This window comes from Erwinia sp. 2186, assembly GCF_057812255.1.
On the sequence record NZ_CM173824.1, the window covers coordinates 1,760,801 to 1,775,536 of the forward strand.

Annotated in this window: 14 protein-coding genes and 1 tRNA gene; 11 read left to right on the top strand and 4 right to left on the bottom strand. The window is 57.6% G+C overall.

All coding sequences use genetic code 11. The features are described from left to right. Nucleotides 1-24: 24 nt before the first annotated feature. The 4 genes from ACXKZG_RS07950 (at nucleotide 25) to ACXKZG_RS07965 (ending at nucleotide 2,427) form a co-directional block, all read left to right on the top strand. On the top strand, nucleotides 25-906 hold the full coding sequence (locus ACXKZG_RS07950; protein WP_488875963.1) for a siderophore-interacting protein: 882 nt from the start codon (nucleotides 25-27) through the stop codon (nucleotides 904-906). Nucleotides 907-919: 13 nt separating this feature from the next. After that, entirely contained in the window at nucleotides 920-1,576 is a 657-nt protein-coding gene (locus ACXKZG_RS07955; protein ID WP_134824530.1) for a DUF998 domain-containing protein, read from the top strand. Between the two features lie 260 nt (nucleotides 1,577-1,836). Next, nucleotides 1,837-2,094, top strand: a complete 258-nt coding sequence (locus ACXKZG_RS07960; RefSeq protein WP_013202892.1) for an AbrB/MazE/SpoVT family DNA-binding domain-containing protein — start codon at nucleotides 1,837-1,839, stop codon at nucleotides 2,092-2,094. Next, nucleotides 2,095-2,427 (top strand): type II toxin-antitoxin system PemK/MazF family toxin, encoded by a 333-nt coding sequence (locus ACXKZG_RS07965; protein ID WP_488875964.1) that lies wholly within the window; start codon nucleotides 2,095-2,097, stop codon nucleotides 2,425-2,427. A 54-nt stretch (nucleotides 2,428-2,481) separates the two neighbouring features. On the opposite strand, the gene ACXKZG_RS07970 is transcribed toward ACXKZG_RS07965, so the two are convergent. Beyond that, nucleotides 2,482-2,557 (bottom strand) — tRNA-Asn (locus tag ACXKZG_RS07970). A 291-nt stretch (nucleotides 2,558-2,848) separates the two neighbouring features. On the opposite strand from ACXKZG_RS07970, the gene ACXKZG_RS07975 reads away from it, so the two are divergent. Beyond that, on the top strand, nucleotides 2,849-3,970 hold the full coding sequence (locus ACXKZG_RS07975; protein WP_013202890.1) for a Gfo/Idh/MocA family protein: 1,122 nt from the start codon (nucleotides 2,849-2,851) through the stop codon (nucleotides 3,968-3,970). 192 nt (nucleotides 3,971-4,162) lie between these two features. Here ACXKZG_RS07975 and ACXKZG_RS07980 read toward each other — a convergent pair whose 3' ends face one another. Then, nucleotides 4,163-4,471 (bottom strand): ArsR/SmtB family transcription factor, encoded by a 309-nt coding sequence (locus tag ACXKZG_RS07980; RefSeq protein WP_013202889.1) that lies wholly within the window; start codon nucleotides 4,469-4,471, stop codon nucleotides 4,163-4,165. Between the two features lie 221 nt (nucleotides 4,472-4,692). Here ACXKZG_RS07980 and fusA point away from each other — a divergent pair, with 221 nt between their 5' ends. The 6 genes from fusA to ACXKZG_RS08010 all read left to right on the top strand — a co-directional run bounded on the left by fusA (nucleotide 4,693) and on the right by ACXKZG_RS08010 (nucleotide 12,247). Next, nucleotides 4,693-6,798, top strand: coding sequence for an elongation factor G (gene fusA / locus ACXKZG_RS07985; protein ID WP_488875965.1), 2,106 nt, complete (start codon nucleotides 4,693-4,695; stop codon nucleotides 6,796-6,798). A 433-nt stretch (nucleotides 6,799-7,231) separates the two neighbouring features. Further along, nucleotides 7,232-8,347 (top strand): branched-chain amino acid ABC transporter substrate-binding protein, encoded by a 1,116-nt coding sequence (locus tag ACXKZG_RS07990; protein ID WP_013202887.1) that lies wholly within the window; start codon nucleotides 7,232-7,234, stop codon nucleotides 8,345-8,347. Between the two features lie 103 nt (nucleotides 8,348-8,450). Continuing rightward, nucleotides 8,451-9,365, top strand: coding sequence for an ABC transporter permease subunit (locus ACXKZG_RS07995; protein ID WP_013202886.1), 915 nt, complete (start codon nucleotides 8,451-8,453; stop codon nucleotides 9,363-9,365). A gap of 10 nt (nucleotides 9,366-9,375) precedes the next feature. Next, complete coding sequence (gene livM, locus ACXKZG_RS08000; RefSeq protein ID WP_134824945.1) at nucleotides 9,376-10,662, top strand: high-affinity branched-chain amino acid ABC transporter permease LivM; 1,287 nt, start codon at nucleotides 9,376-9,378, stop codon at nucleotides 10,660-10,662. Next, on the top strand, nucleotides 10,659-11,534 hold the full coding sequence (locus ACXKZG_RS08005) for an ATP-binding cassette domain-containing protein (RefSeq protein WP_013202884.1): 876 nt from the start codon (nucleotides 10,659-10,661) through the stop codon (nucleotides 11,532-11,534). Before livM ends, ACXKZG_RS08005 begins: the two co-directional genes overlap by 4 nt. Then, on the top strand, nucleotides 11,531-12,247 hold the full coding sequence (locus tag ACXKZG_RS08010; RefSeq protein ID WP_488875966.1) for an ABC transporter ATP-binding protein: 717 nt from the start codon (nucleotides 11,531-11,533) through the stop codon (nucleotides 12,245-12,247). The genes ACXKZG_RS08005 and ACXKZG_RS08010 overlap by 4 nt, the downstream gene beginning before the upstream one ends. A gap of 131 nt (nucleotides 12,248-12,378) precedes the next feature. Here the strand turns inward: ACXKZG_RS08010 and ACXKZG_RS08015 are convergent, their stop codons facing one another. Together ACXKZG_RS08015 and ACXKZG_RS08020 are read right to left on the bottom strand one after the other, a co-directional pair. After that, nucleotides 12,379-13,839 carry an AMP nucleosidase gene (locus tag ACXKZG_RS08015; protein ID WP_013202881.1) on the bottom strand — a complete coding sequence of 487 codons (1,461 nt, stop codon included), beginning with the start codon at nucleotides 13,837-13,839 and terminating at the stop codon, nucleotides 12,379-12,381. A 100-nt stretch (nucleotides 13,840-13,939) separates the two neighbouring features. Next, on the bottom strand, nucleotides 13,940-14,725 hold the full coding sequence (locus ACXKZG_RS08020; protein WP_488875967.1) for a FadR/GntR family transcriptional regulator: 786 nt from the start codon (nucleotides 14,723-14,725) through the stop codon (nucleotides 13,940-13,942). Between the last annotated feature and the right edge of the window lie 11 nt (nucleotides 14,726-14,736).

Genomic DNA, 14,736 nt, shown 5'->3' on the forward strand with positions numbered 1-14,736 from the left:
TAACTTCCCTGAAGGAGCAGCACAATGGCCGCGGGTTACCGGATTTTCAACGTTACGCTCAAACAACGCATTCAGGTTACGCCTTCCTTACTGCGTTGCGTGTTCACCGGCGACGATGTGCTGGAGATGAAGCATGAATCCCCCGATCAGCGCATCAAGCTGCTGTTCGCGGGCGAGGATGGCACCTGTCCGGCGATGCCGGTCAGCGAAGGCTGGTATCAGGATTATCTGGCATTGCCAAAGCCGCAGCGCCCGGTCATGCGCACCTATACGCTGCGGGAACTGCGCCGCGAGCAGAAAGAGATGGACGTGGAGTTCGTGCTGCACGGCGAAACCGGTCCTGCCTCGCGCTGGGCGATGCATGCGGGCACCGGCGCTAAGATGCAGATTGTTGCACCGAATGCGGCCTCTGCGGATGACAGCGGCGGCTATGAATGGATTTGGCATGAGGGTATCCAACAGGCGTTGCTGATTGCCGATGAAACCGCGGTGCCTGCGGCGGTGGGCATTCTGGAACAGCTGGCAACGCTGGCTGAGCCGCCAAAGGTGCAGGCATTCTTTGAGGTTCCGCATATCACCGATGCTCAGCAGCAAGATTTTCCTTTTGCTGAAGTTCACTGGCTGGGGCGCGAGGATCACCCACAGGGCACCTTGCTGATGAAGGCGATCCGCGATCATCTGACCCTTCCAGACGGCGCGCGCGTCGCGGAGCAGTCGCTGGAAAACAAAAGCCTGATTGAAGATGGCATCTGGGAGCGTGCGGAAGGCAAGCACGGATTTAACGCCTGGGTGGCCGCCGAATCGGGCGTGGTCAAAAAACTGCGCCACTGCCTGATTGATGAGTTCCAGCTGGACCGTGAAGTGGTGAACTTTATGGCATACTGGACGCTGGGTCGGGGCCGCTAATCACCGGAAGCAGATGAATTCACGACAGCTTGCAACCAAATTGGGCGCACTCAGTTTTGCACTGGGTGGCCTGTTATATCTGTTGGCCGAAAAAGTCGCCTCTCGCGCCTGGACCACGCCACCGTACTTCTTCAGTCAAAACTACATCAGCGATTTGGGCATTGCGCAGTGCGGCGTATTGCCTGATGGCCGTGATGTCTGCTCGCCGCTCCACGCGGTGATGAACAGTGGCTTCGCGGCGGAAGGCCTGCTTTTCTTTCTCGCCTGTCTGTTACTCCGATCAAACTTCACTGGCGCGGGCCAAAAAGGCTTTTTGCTGACCGGCTTGTTGCATGGCATCGGCGGGGTAGTGATTGCGCTCTTTCACAGCGGCTCAGAAGCCAGTGGATTTACCGTACATCAGGCTGGCGCGATCATGGCGATCGGCGGAGGAAATCTCTGTTTGATCACCGTCGGCGGGTTGCTGCGACAGCAAAAGGACCTGCGCGATTACAGCGTATTGAGTCTGGTGCTCGGCTGTATCGGCCTGCTCAGCATGTTTCTGATCCCCCTCAACGTGCTGCCAACCGGCATTATCGAAAGGGCCTCTGTGTATCCCATTACTTTCTGGCAGATTTTTACCGGCGTGATGTTACTGGTGAAAAGCTGGGGCGTGCGAGGTGAGGGATAAGCACTTAACCGCGCGGTGATCTCTCTCCGGCGCAGGCCAGATCCCGAACCTGCGCCGCATTTTGTTTATCTCATTCGAGATAATTCTTTGAGCTGCCTGAATAGTCTTCTTTAATCAGCCTGTCTGACGTGAAGTCCGTACCTGCCTGCACGACAACCTTCACGCTGAGCCAAACTAAGGAAACCACAATGATTCTGGCTGAAAACTGTGCACCGCCTGCCATTAATGTTATATTAAAATATAATATCAGGAGGCGCTCTATGTATATCACTCGTCTGAAAAAGGTCGGCGGATCCGTCATGCTGGCGGTTCCTCCCGCCGTGTTAAAAACGTTGGCGTTGTCGACAGAAAGCGAAGTGGGCATGACCATTAAAAATGGCTGCCTGATCATTGAACCGCAGAAACGGCCCCGTTATTCGCTTGAGGAACTGCTGGCACAGTGCGATCCGCAGGCTGAAATGAGCGAAGAAGATCGGGAATGGATGGATACGCCTGTGGCAGGCAAGGAGGTCCTGTAAATGGAGAGAGGGGAAATCTGGCTCGTTTCACTGGATCCGACAGCGGGACATGAACAACGTGGGACTCGTCCGGTACTCATTGTATCTCCCGCCGCATTTAACCGGGTCACTCAGTTACCTGTCGTCGTTCCCATTACCCGAAATGGAAACTTCGCCCGCACAGCGGGGTTTACCGTATCACTGGATGGAGCAGGAACTACAACAACGGGTGTGATTCGCTGCGATCAGCCGAGAACCATTGATATGAGTGCCCGGCACGGTGAGAGACTGGAACGTCTGCCCGATGATGTTGTTAATGAAGTGCTGGCCAGACTGGAAGCTATTCTTATTTAAGCTTTTAAGCATGAAAAAGCCCGCTCAGGTTTCCCTGAGCGGGCTTCTCGAATTTGGCTCCTCTGACTGGACTCGAACCAGTGACATACGGATTAACAGTCCGCCGTTCTACCGACTGAACTACAGAGGAATTGTTGGAACGGGGCGCATAATATCTAGCGGGGAGGGGTATGTCAAAGCCTGATTTGCGATTTTGTTCTGACTGCTGAATAAAGCAGCATTTTATAGAAATTTCCGCAGGTTGGCGGTTATCAACGCGGCGCAAAGGTTGCGTAACCCCCCGCAAGGCTTTTCTTTGTTGCAGCACCCGTTGCAGTTAGTTTCGTCAGAATGATCACGTTTATTTCATTTTCACGTTGTGATGCGTAATTATGAAATATACATTCCATGCATTCGCATCGCTAACCTGCAAGGAACATGTATGGAAAAGGTCAGAATTGGACTGATTGGTACCGGTTATATCGGACGTTGTCACGCAATTGCCTACGCACAGGCATCAACCGTCTTCGCATTGAAAGGTGAGATAGTGCGGGAGATGGTGGCGGAGGTGAATCCGGAGGTGGCGAAGAAGCAGGCTGCGTTACTGGGCTTTACGCGTTCAACGGGTGACTGGCGCGAGCTGGTGGCCGATCCCAATATCGATGTGGTGGACATCTGCGCGCCGAATTTCCTGCATAAAGAGATGGCGCTGGAAGCCATCCGTCACGGCAAGCATGTTTATTCCGAAAAACCGTTGGCGCTGGATGTGGCCGACGCCGAAGAGATGGTGCGGGCAGCCGAAGCGGCGGGCGTGAAAACGCTGGTTGGCTTCAACTATATGAAAAACCCGACCAGCCAGCTGGCGCAGGAAATCATTGCCCGTGGCGAAATTGGTGACGTCATCCATTTTTATGGCACCCATAACGAAGACTACCTGGCTAACCCTGATACGCCGCTGGACTGGCACTGCCAGAAAGCGCTGGCCGGGCTGGGCGCACTGGGCGACCTTGCCGCGCATATCGTCAACATGGCGCATTTCCTGGTGGGCAACATCAGCGAGGTGTCCGGCGACATGCTGACGGTGATCAAGCAGCGCCCGGACCCGAAAGATCCGTCGCAGTTGCGCGATGTGGAGAACGAAGACCAGGCCAGCGCGCTGTTGCGTTTTGCCAATGGCGCGCACGGAGTGATTGAAACCTCGCGCATTGCCTGCGGCAGCAAAATGGGGCTGACCTACGTGGTGACCGGCACCAAAGGAACCATCCGCTATACCCAGGAGCGCATGGCCGAACTGGAGCTGTATATCCATGACGATCCGGCTGGCCGTCAGGGTTTCAAAACCATTCTGACCGGTCCTGCACACCCGGATTATGCCAACTTCTGTATCTCGGCCGGGCATGGCATTGGCTTTAACGATCAGAAAACGGTGGAGATCCGCGACCTGATTAACGGCATTGCCGCCAACGACCGCATGTGGCCGGATTTTGCTGAGGGATTACAGGTGTCGAAAGTACTGGAAGCGATCGCCGTGTCCGCGCTGGAACGCCGTTGGATGACGGTCTGAATCTGACTGGCAAGTTCCGCACTGGAACGCCGCTGGATGACGGTCTGAGCAATCAATCTGCGGGCTGAACCAGGCCCGCAGTTGCCGCGCAGGGATGCGCTGACTTAACGTTGGTTTCACGCTTCACCGACGCTAACGCAATGCTCAGCTACAGCTGAATCACCGCGTCACTGACGCTGGCTCAACGCTTTGCTAACGCTGGCTCTCCATAGCGGCCAGCAAGGACTCCAGCAGCCCAGGGAAACGGGCTTCTAAATCTTCCCTTCGCAGCGACAGTAAGTTCTCCCGCCCGTTTGGCCGTTGCCAAATCACGCCACTTTCCCGCAACACGCGCCAGTGGTGGGTCATGGTGGATTTCGCCAGCCCCTGCAGAAGGGTGCCGCAGGCCTGTTCACCCTGATTAGCCAGGATCCTCACCACTTCCATTCGGAGCGGATTGCCCAACGCAAAAAGCACGTTTTCCAGGCGAATCTGTTGAGGTTCAGGGTGGTTGGCAATCATAACTGTCCTTTTGTTCGGGGAGAAAGGCGCGCAGATAACGCGGCGGCTACTATACCTGAAGGCCCAAACCTGCGCGACCTGCCGATCATCAGTTTAGTCGATGGCTTTAATAGTTCGAATATACTCGTACAGTTGTACTATTATTATCGCACTATAAACCCGCTTTAGTGCTGGCCGGGTGCTGCCAGCCTGAAGTCTGTCCCTGTGACTAAGGAACTCTTATGCCCCGAACAATCCCTCTCGCTCGCTACCGTAACATCGGTATTTCAGCCCATATTGATGCCGGTAAAACCACCACCACCGAGCGCATCCTCTTTTATACCGGCATGAGTCATCGGCTGGGTGAAGTGCATGATGGCGCTGCGACGACGGACTGGATGGCACAGGAGCAGGAACGCGGAATTACCATTACTTCAGCTGCGGTAAGCTGTTTCTGGCCCGGCATGGATCGCACCTTTGAACCGCACCGCATCAACATTATTGATACGCCCGGCCACGTCGATTTCACCATTGAAGTGGAGCGATCAATGCGCGTGCTGGATGGCGCGGTGATGGTGTATGACTCGGTGGGTGGCGTGCAGCCGCAGTCGGAAACGGTCTGGCGGCAGGCGAACAAGTATCGCGTTCCCCGGCTGGCGTTCGTCAATAAAATGGATCGCCAGGGTGCGGACTACTTCCGCGTGGTGCAGATGATGATCGACCGGCTGAAAGCCAATCCGGTGCCGATCGTCATTCCGATTGGCAGCGAAGAGAACTTCCATGGGGTGATCGACCTGAACAAAATGCGCGCCATCTTCTGGGATGACGAAAGCCAGGGCATGACCTTTAGCTATCAGCCGATACCGGAAGAGCTTCTGAGCACAGCGCAGTTATGGCGTGAAAAAATGGTCGCCGCCGCCGCTGAAGCCAGCGATACGCTGATGGAAAAGTATCTGCAGGACGGCGACCTCAGTGAAGAAGAGGTGATAGCCGGTCTGCGCCAGCGCACCATTAACGGCGAAATCCAGCCGATGCTGTGCGGCAGCGCGTTCAAGAACAAAGGCGTGCAGCGCATGCTGGATGCGGTGGTTGAACTGATGCCTTCGCCGCTGGATATTCCGCCGGTGAAAGGGCTGGACGAGAAGGGCAACGAAGTTGAACGCCGTGCTGATGACGAGGAAAAATTCTCGGCGCTGGCGTTCAAACTGATGACCGATCCCTTTGTCGGTCAGCTGACCTTTGTCCGCGTCTATTCCGGCGTGCTGCGGAAAGGCGACAGCGTCTACAACCCGATTAAGGGCAAAAAGGAGCGCATTGGCCGAATCGTGCAGATGCACGCCAACGCGCGGCATGAAGTCGACGAGATCCGCGCCGGTGATATTGCCGCCTGCGTCGGGCTGAAAGAGGTGACAACCGGAGAAACGTTAAGCGATCCGGATGCGGTGATTACGCTTGAACGAATGGAGTTTCCTGAACCGGTTATTTCGCTGGCGATTGAACCGAAAACCAAAAGCGATCAGGAAAAAATGGGCCTGGCATTGCAGCGACTGGCGTCGGAAGATCCCTCGTTCCGTCTGCATACCGATGAAGAGTCAAGCCAGACCATTATCTCCGGGATGGGTGAGCTACATCTGGAAATCATCGTTGACCGCATGAAGCGTGAGTTCGGCGTCGACGCCAATATCGGCCGGCCGCAGGTGACCTACCGTGAAACTCTCCGCGCCACGGCGAAAGAGGTGGAAGGCAAGTTTGTGCGCCAGTCGGGCGGTAAAGGCCAGTACGGTCATGTGGTGCTGACGCTGGAACCGCAGGAAGCCGGTAAAGGCTTTGCCTTTGAGGATGCGACCAAGGGTGGCGTGGTGCCGCGCGAATATATTCCTTCCGTCGAGAAGGGCGTTCGTGAGGCGATGAATAACGGTATCCTGGCGGGTTATCCGCTGGTGGATATTAAGGCCACGCTGACCTTTGGTTCTTATCACGAGGTGGATTCGTCAGAGATGGCGTTCCGCATGGCGGCGATATTTGCCTTCAAAGCGGCGGCCCGTCAGGCCAAACCGGTGATCCTTGAGCCGGTGATGAAAGTGGAAGTGGAAACGCCGGAGGATTACGCCGGTAACGTGATGGGCGATCTGTCGTCCCGTCGCGGGCTGGTGCAGGGCATGGATGAACTGCTGGGCAGCCGGGTGATCCACGCCGAAGTGCCGCTGTCGGAGATGTTTGGCTACTCGACTACGTTGCGATCGATGTCGCAAGGTCGTGCCACCTACAGCATGGAGTTCCACCATTATGCAGAAGCGCCACGCAATGTGGCGGATGGCATTATCGCCGCACGCGGCGGTAAGGCTTAACCAGAGAACGGGAGCGTAAGCTCCCGTTTTTCTTCACTCTGCCAGCTTCCTCACATTCACAGCAAAAATTCCCGCCACGAGTTGATCGGCCCCGCAATTTTGCACCAGCGCAGTGCGCAGCGTGCCAACAGTGCAGCTATGTTTACGTTTCTGGCCGGTCCGGAAACCGCGCGTCCCAGTCTGCCTGGTCATGGCAAACAGTTTTCCCGATAACCCCTAAACGCCGCTGATGAACGGGCTGTAACATCGGATTGCACCGTGTTACCTCTCATATCTGAAAGAAATCAGCGGTTTCATGGCGAAATGGCGGGAATATTGCTTAATCAACCTTAGCCGCTCGCGGCCCACTCGCTTATCAGGATATCGACCCATCATTGCTGTTTCCCACGCCGCCCGACGGCGTATGGATCTGAACCGTGCTGAGGAATACCGAATGTCTTTGAAATTAAATAAGTTATCGCTTCAGGTTGTGATTGCTGCTTGTTTAAGTACCGCGCTGTATGCGCATGCGGATGTGATGATTGGGGTGGCAGGTCCGTTCACCGGCCCGAACGCCACTTACGGTGCGCAATACTGGAAAGGGGCCTCGCAGGCCGCAGCCGACATTAATGCGGCGGGCGGGATCAAGGGTGAAAAAATCGTACTGGTGCAGGGCGATGACGCCTGCGAACCGAAGCAGGCCGTCGCGGTCGCCAACCGTCTGGTGGACGAATCGAAAGTCTCGGCGGTGGTTGGCCACTTCTGCTCGTCCTCCACCATGCCAGCCTCGGTGGTGTATGACGATGCGGGCGTGCTCACCATCACCCCAGGCTCCACCAACCCACAAATCACCGAACGCGGTCAGAAAGACATGTTCCGCATGTGCGGACGTGACGATCAGCAAGGTGCCGTCGCCGCCAACTATATGCTGGACGTGCTGAAAGCGAAGAAAATCGCGGTGATCCACGATAAAGATACCTACGGCCAGGGCCTGGCGGATGCCACCAAAGCCGCGCTGGAAAAACGCGGTACTAAAGAGGTGCTGTACGAAGGTCTGACCCGTGGCGAGAAAGACTTTAATGCGCTGGTGACCAAAATCGGCGCGCTGAAACCCGACGTGGTGTACTTCGGCGGCTGTCACCCGGAAGCGGGTCCGCTGGTTCGTCAGATGCGTGAGCAGGGCGTGCAGGCCAAATTCTTCTCCGGCGACTGCATCGTGACGGAAGAGTTGGTGACTGCCGCCGGTGGACCGCAGTTTACCGACGGCGTGCTGATGACCTTCGGTAACGATCCGCGCACCATCCCGGCTGGCAAGCCGGTGATTGATAAATTCCGCGCCGGCGGCTTCGAGCCGGAAGGTTACACCCTGTATGCCTATGCCTCCATCCAGGCCATTGCCGCCGCCTATAACGGTGCGGGTAAAGACAATGCCAAAGCCAGCGAATGGCTGAAGTCGCATACCGTCGATACGGTCATGGGCCCGAAATCCTGGGATGGCAAAGGCGACCTGAAAGTCTCGGATTACGTGGTCTACAAGTGGGATGACAAAGGCAAATATCACCAGCTCTGATTCGCTGCACTACCTCCAGCCTGCCTGACCGGCAGGACGTCGCAACAGCTAAGCCGGCGCGGATGCGATCCGCGGCGGCTTACCCCAGGCGAGACGGGACACAATGGAAGCATTCTTTCTGCAACAGCTGATTAATGGGCTGACGCTGGGGGCCGTGTACGGCCTGATCGCCATCGGCTACACCATGGTTTACGGCATTATCGGTATGATTAACTTTGCCCACGGCGAAGTGTATATGATCTCCGCTTACCTCTGCGCCATCGGTCTGGCGCTGCTCGCCTCTTTCGGCATTCACTCCTTCCCGCTGCTGATCTTCGGCACGCTGGTGTTCACCATCGTGGTCACCGGCGTTTACGGCTGGGCGATTGAACGGGTGGCTTACCGGCCACTGCGCAACTCAACCCGTCTGGCACCGTTAATCTCAGCCATCGGCATGTCGCTGATTTTACAAAACTACGTGCAACTCAGCCAGGGACCAAACCAGCAGGGCATTCCGACCATGCTCACCGGGGTGCTGCGTTTTGACGTCGGCGACGGCATCGTGCAAATCACCTGGACCAAAGTCTTTATCCTGATCGCCGCGTTCCTGGGCATGGCCATCCTCACCTGGATCATCCAGTACACGCGGCTGGGACGCATCTGCCGCGCCACGCAGCAGGATCGACGTATGGCCTCCATTCTGGGCATCAACACCGATCGGGTGATCTCGCTGGTGTTTGTGATTGGCGCGGCGATGGCCGGACTGGCGGGCGTGCTGGTGACCATGAACTACGGCACCTTCGATTTCTACGCCGGATTTATTATCGGCATCAAGGCCTTTACCGCAGCGGTGCTGGGCGGGATCGGTTCTCTGCCTGGCGCGATGCTGGGTGGCCTGCTGTTGGGCATCGCGGAAGCGCAGTTCGCCGGCATGGTGAACTCCGATTACAAAGACGTGTTCTCTTTTGGGCTGCTGGTGGTGATTTTGATTTTCCGCCCGCAGGGTTTACTGGGTCGTCCGCTGGTGACCAAGGTTTAGGGAGTTAATGATGACGGATGCTTCTCTTAAGCCGGGCCTGAATATAAAACAAAGCCTGATTGATACGGTCCTGGCCGGGCTCTGTGCGCTGGTGGTGTTTGGTCCGATAGTTGGCATTGTGCTGAAGGGCTACAGCTACGATTTGTCGCCGCAGCGGGTGGCGGTGCTGGTGGGCGTGGTGATGGCGGGGAAGCTGCTGCTGAGCCTGACGCTGCAAAGCGCCACCGGCCGTAAATTCGTCGCCCGTTTTGAAGGGGCAGACGATGGCGTCTACGTGCGGCCAGCGGATTACCGCAGCCGGATGCGCTGGATCATTCCGCTGCTGCTGGTGCTGGGCATACTGTTCCCGTTTATTGCCACAAAGTATCTGCTAACCGTGGCGATTCTGGGCCTGATCTACGTGCTGCTCGGCCTCGGGCTGAATATTGTGGTGGGGCTGGCGGGCCTGCTGGACCTGGGATATGTGGCGTTCTACGCCATCGGTGCCTATGGCCTGGCGTTGGGCTATCAGTACCTTGGGCTTGGCTTCTGGGCGATGCTGCCGCTGGGTGCGGTGATGGCGGCGCTGGCCGGGGCATTACTGGGTTTTCCGGTGCTGCGTATGCACGGCGATTATCTGGCGATTGTAACGCTGGGCTTTGGCGAGATTATCCGGCTGGTACTCACCAACTGGGTGAGCTTCACCGGTGGGCCAAACGGCGTCTCGGTGCCTTCACCGACCTTCTTCGGCCTGGAGTTTGGCCGCCGGGCGAAGGACGGCGGCGTACCGATCCACGAGTTTCTGAATATCACCTATAACCCCAACCTGAAGTTTATTTTTATCTACACGGTGCTGATTTTGGTGGTGCTGCTGGTGCTGTTTATCAAGCATCGCCTGACCCGCATGCCGATTGGCCGGGCGTGGGAAGCGCTGCGTGAAGATGAGATTGCCTGCCGCGCGATGGGGCTGAACCATGTTTTGGTCAAGCTCTCGGCGTTTATGATGGGCGCATCCACCGCCGGGATTGCCGGGGTGTTCTTCGCCACCTATCAGGGCTTTGTTAACCCGACCTCGTTTACCTTCTTTGAGTCCGCGCTGATCCTCGCCATCGTGGTGCTGGGCGGCATGGGTTCCACCCTTGGCGTGGTGCTGGCTGCCTTCGTGCTGACCGTGGCCCCTGAGCTCTTACGCAGCTTTGCCGAATACCGGGTGCTGCTGTTTGGCGTGCTGATGGTGCTAATGATGATCTGGCGGCCGCGAGGCCTGGTCCGCACCAGCCGCGTCGGCGTACCCACACGAAAAGGAGTGGCGCCATGAGCGACAGCATCCTGCGTGTTGAACATCTGATGATGCACTTTGGCGGCATCAAGGCGCTGAATGATGTCAATCTGGACGTCGGGCGCGGCTCAATAACCGCCTTAATCGGGCCGAACGGCGCGGGAAAAACCACGGTGTTTAACTGCCTGACCGGCTTTTATCAGGCCACCGGCGGCTCGATTGTGCTGAACGCGCAGTCGCGGATGACCGATGTGATCCAGGTGCTGGGGCAGAAGATCCGCCCGGCGGATTTCATCAATCCTGCGCGCCTCGGTTCCCGTATCTACTACAAAATGTTTGGCGGCACGCACCTGGTCAACCGGGCCGGACTGGCGCGTACCTTCCAGAATATCCGCCTGTTCCGCGAAATGTCGGTGGTCGAGAACCTGCTGGTGGCGCAACACATGCAGGCCAACCGCAATCTGCTGGCCGGGATCCTGAATACGCCCGGCTACCGTCGGGCGGAAAATCAGGCGCTGGACCGCGCCTTTTACTGGCTGGAGGTGGTGAACCTGGTGGATTGTGCCAACCGGCTGGCGGGCACGCTGTCCTATGGCCAGCAGCGGCGGCTGGAGATTGCCCGCGCGATGTGTACCGGGCCGGAGATGATCTGTCTGGACGAACCCGCTGCCGGGCTCAATCCGGTGGAAACGCAGGCGCTGAGCAAAATCGTGCGTTTCCTGCGTCAGCAACATGGCGTGACGGTGCTACTTATTGAGCATGATATGGGCATGGTGATGGAGATATCCGACCATGTGATCGTGCTGGACCACGGCGATGTGATTGCGCGCGGCACACCCAGCGAGATTCAGACCAACGTCAGCGTCATCGCGGCGTATCTGGGTGCAGACGAAGAGGAGATCGCCGGATGAGCCAGCCGATGTTGGAGTTCCGCAAGGTGAACGTGTTTTACGGCCCGATTCAGGCGCTGAAGGAGATTTCGCTGACGGTCAATGAAGGCGAAACCGCCTCGCTGATCGGCGCCAACGGCGCGGGCAAGTCAACGCTGCTGATGTCGATATTTGGCCAGCCGCAGATTGCCGCCGGACAGATCCTCTATCGCGGCGAGGATATCAGCCACAAATCCACCCACTTTATCGCCAGCAACGGCATTGCGCAGGCGCCTGAGGGACGACGCATCTTCCCCGATATGACGGTGGAAGAAAACCTGCTGATGGGCACCATCCCGATCGGCAGCCGTTACCAACATGAAGATAAAGCGCGGATGTATGATCTGTTTCCCCGGCTGGAGGAACGCCGCAGCCAGCGCGCGATGACGCTGTCGGGCGGCGAACAGCAGATGCTGGCCATCGCCCGGGCGCTGATGAGCCGGCCAAAATTACTGCTGCTGGATGAACCCAGCCTGGGACTGGCACCGATTGTGGTGAAGCAGATTTTCCAGATCCTGCGCGAGCTGACGCAAGGCGGCATGACGCTGTTTCTGGTGGAGCAGAACGCCAACCATGCGCTTAAGCTGTCGGATCGGGCGTATGTGATGGTCAACGGGCAGATTCGCCTGAGCGGCAGCGGGCAGGAGCTGTTGGTCAATCCAGAGGTCAGAAGTGCCTATCTGGGCGGGACATAACGGAGAGATCGCGGAGCGATTACGGGAGAGGGGGCCGGTTTGGCGGCCCTGCATTCGCGGCGCTTTAGCAGGAAGTCATCTTTTCGCCGCGGCATGTCTGCCGCGGCTATTTTCTTTCCGCCTGGTATAACCTAGCGGAACGGCGGCTCGTTGAAGGTGCGTAACTTACGCGAGTGCAGCTTGTCGCCTTCCGCCCGCAGTAAATCAATGGCACAGATACCAATTTGCAGGTGCTCGGAAATCGCCCCTTCATAGAAGCGGTTGGCCTGGCCCGGCAGCTTGATTTCGCCGTGCAACGGCTTATCGGAAACGCAAAGCAGCGTGCCGTAAGGGACGCGGAAGCGATAACCCTGCGCGGCGATGGTGGCGCTTTCCATATCCACCGCAACCGCGCGGCTGAGGTTAAAGCGCAGTGCCGAGGCGGAATAGCGCAGCTCCCAGTTACGGTCGTCGGTAGTGACCACGGTGCCGGTACGCAGACGCTGTTTCACCAGGTCGCCCGGCATGCCGCTGACATGCTTGGTGGCGTCATACAGCGCGCGCTGCACTTCGGCAATGCTCGGCACCGGGATATCCGGCGGCAGCACCGCGTCCAGCACATGGTCATCACGCAGGTAAGCATGCGCCAGCACGTAATCGCCGATGCTCTGGCTTTCGCGCAGGCCGCCACAGTGACCAATCATCAGCCAGGTGTGCGGACGCAGCACCGCCAGATGATCGCAAATGGTTTTGGCATTCGACGGGCCCACGCCGATATTGATCAGCGTAATGCCCTGACCATTTTTAGCAATCAGATGCCAGGCAGGCATCTGGTGGTTTTTCCAGGCCAGGCCGGAAATCGCTTCCTGCGGGTTTGGCGTCTCGGCGGTGACGAAAATGCTGCCGGCGCAGGACAGGGCTTCATATGGCGACGCCGGATCGGCGATCTGCTCACAGCCCCAACGCACAAACTCGTCGACATAGCGGGTGTAGTTGGTGAACAGCACGTAGGACTGGAAATGCTCAACCGGCGTGCCGGTATAGTGACGCAGCCTGGCCAGTGAGAAGTCGGTGCGCAGCGCATCGAAATGCGACAGCGGGAACTCTTCACCCGGCTGATACAGGCCATCGGCATTTTCATCGCCAATCTGCGCCAGCTCGGTCGTCGGGAAATGCTTGGCCAGCCCGGCGCTCATGGTGCGATCGAGGCCGAGGTTCGAACCGTCAATCACGTACGGGAAGGGGATTTCTTGCTTTGACGGTTTCACTTCCAGCGTGACCGGATATTCCCCGGTAAGCATTTCCAGCTGTTCCGAAAGGTAGTGACGGGCCAGCGCCGGGCGGGTCACGGTGGTGGCATAGCTTCCCGGACGGGTGAAGCGGCCAAAGGCACGGGTCAGCCGGTGACCGGATTCATCGCCGGCCCAGCTGACGCGCAGTTCAGGATAGACAAACAGTCCATTCGCGCGAGCCGACTCTTCCGGCAATTTTCCGCTGCTGATATAGGTGTTGATGGCGGTACGCAGGGCGGTTACGGCCTCTTCATACAGGGCATCAAGTTTGTCCAGCGCCTCGGCGACGGACAACCCCTTGGGGGCAGAAGGCTGAGTCATGGTATCTCCCTGGTCGGTGTTTCACGTTAACTTCACAGCATGGTAGCTGAAATTAGCGCAGGCCGCCTCGGGAGAAGCTAATCTGCTGAGCAACTTAAGATTATTCGCGATCGGCAGCAGGCTTTTCACTCAAAAACCGCTCTTCCAGCGTCGCTTCCAGCGTCAGCATGGCGTTCTCCGCATGCTGCATATGCTCGGTCATGATCCGGTCGACTTCACCGGCATCCTTGCGGCGCAAGGCCTCAATCAGGCGATACTGATACTCAATGCCCGCGTGCCGGTTGACCGGCTCAGGGCGCTGATAAATGTCTTTGCACACCGCCAGATCTTTCAGCAACCGCTGCAAAAAGTGACAGAGAAACGCCAGCAGCACGTTGTCGGAATAACTGGCCACCACGCCATGAAAATCCAGCTCGGCCATGCGCTGGTTCCAGCGCTCCTGCTCGTCAGCGGGTTCATGATCGTAGATTTTTATCAGCGTATGCAGCTGCTCAAATCCGGCGGCATCAATATTGTCGATGGCGCTGACCGCCACCAGTGGCTCAAGGGCTTTGCGCAGGGCATAGATATTGGCGATGGAAAGCTCGCGGGTGAACAGGTAGTTCGACAGCAGGCTCATCGCGCGGTTGTCGCTCATGGATTCAATAAACGCACCGCCGCCTGGGCCGGTTTTGGTGCGGATCAGCCCCTGAACTTCCAGCGATTTTAACGCTTCGCGCACGGTACTTTTCCCGGCAGCAAAACGGCTGGCGAGATCCTTTTCCTGCGGCAGGCGATCGCCGGGCAGCAGGTTATCGCGCACGATGCTCTCTTTGATCGCGTCGACGATTTCATCGGTCCGCTTGCGACGGACGGGGTCCGCCTGCGGGATTTTTTCGGCATTCATCGCATTCTGTC